We start from the raw sequence: 1,302 nt of genomic DNA, 5'->3' as shown, positions 1-1,302 counted from the left end.
CCAAGTAGGGGACACGCCCGTCCTCGTACACAACTGTGCTAATGCTGATGACGATCTGCTCGACTTTGCGGATGAAGCTCTCGATATTGCTGCGGACGAGAGACCCAACGTGGCGACGAAGATAACCTCTGCGGATGGTGAGCACACGAGATTCGCCTATGCGGCCGATAGTCGGAGGGGTTCAATGCCACCCCAGACGGCACGTGCTGTAGTTGATTCGGACCACCACGGCGGCTGTGGAGAGGTGGCTTGTTCCGCGCTATTTGAGGAGGCCGAGATTCCACTCCAAGGTGCGATATTCCAATCGGTGCGGATCGGAGGGGGTGCCAGAGGTAACTCATTCCCCATAGAGCAACATGGCACGCTAATCTCCCCTTGTCCCGCATGTACCAGATTCTTGCCGCGGATTGGAGGAATTGGGCGAGATATGGCGATACCTGAAGAACTCCGACACTCCCTTCGATGCTTTCGGGCAGTGCGGGCCGGGCGGCCTAAGGGAGATGAAATAAGTGAAGAATTTGCCGCCTGGCGAGAGAGTATGGCAGATGCCCTCGATGCTCTCGCAGAACAGCTGCTTTACGAAAGTGATCGAGTACAGGCTAGGCTAGCGGCTCGGGAAGAGAGACGAAAGGCGGCTCGCATCCGCGATGCGCTTTAACTCTGAGTTCGCCTTAGCTTGGAGTCTAAAGGATCGATATGACCTCGACACTCAGCTTCCCTGTAGGGCATAAGGACTCATATCTCTCCACGCGCAGCTCGGCGCGAGCCTTGCGGGAAGACCTGGAGAAGCTCATCGAGGCCAACGACGATCTAACCGAGCTCAAGATCGACTTCTCGGAGGTCGAAGCTATGACCATAAGCTTCGCCGACGAGTTCCTGGGGCGCTTCTACAGTCGCATGGCAGGCGGTGACACCACCATGCTCGTTGACCTTGCTGGTCTGAACGACGAAGAGACCCGGGAGACCGTCTCCATCTGCCTCCACCGACGGGATCTGTTCGGAGTCGATTCCGATCAGCACTAGCTTCTCGGCAAAGCAGAGATGCTTACGGAGACCTACCAGGCGGCCAGAGAGCTACAGCAGTTCCGCGCGACAGAGCTCGCCGCCCGCTTGGGGACCACCCCACAAAACATCAACAACCGGCTGAAGAAGCTCGTCGCAGCCGGCGCAGTCCTCAAGCAACGAGTTACTGACCTTGAGCGTGGGGGCAAGGAATTCGGTTACGCCCTATTACCCGCGTTCCGCAGCTGAGGGCGGTTCCTGGGACACGCTCGGGGTGAACGTGCTGGTCAGTGGCTCGAC

2 protein-coding genes are annotated in these 1,302 nt (G+C 58.1%); both read left to right on the top strand.

Annotation, left to right across the window (positions count from 1 at the left end):
• Positions 1-696 precede the first annotated feature (696 nt).
• On the top strand, positions 697-1,023 hold the full coding sequence (locus tag HKK72_RS39365; protein WP_187239447.1) for an STAS-like domain-containing protein: 327 nt from the start codon (positions 697-699) through the stop codon (positions 1,021-1,023).
• A gap of 18 nt (positions 1,024-1,041) precedes the next feature.
• Positions 1,042-1,251, top strand: a complete 210-nt coding sequence (locus HKK72_RS43070) for a winged helix-turn-helix transcriptional regulator (protein WP_187239446.1) — start codon at positions 1,042-1,044, stop codon at positions 1,249-1,251.
• Positions 1,252-1,302: the final 51 nt, after the last annotated feature.

It is taken from the genome of Actinomadura sp. HBU206391, from assembly GCF_014323665.1.
Taxonomy (GTDB): Bacteria; Actinomycetota; Actinomycetes; order Streptosporangiales; family Streptosporangiaceae; genus Actinomadura_C.
The sequence above is the reverse complement of the archived record's forward strand: the minus strand, read 5'-3'. Positions and strand labels throughout refer to the sequence as shown.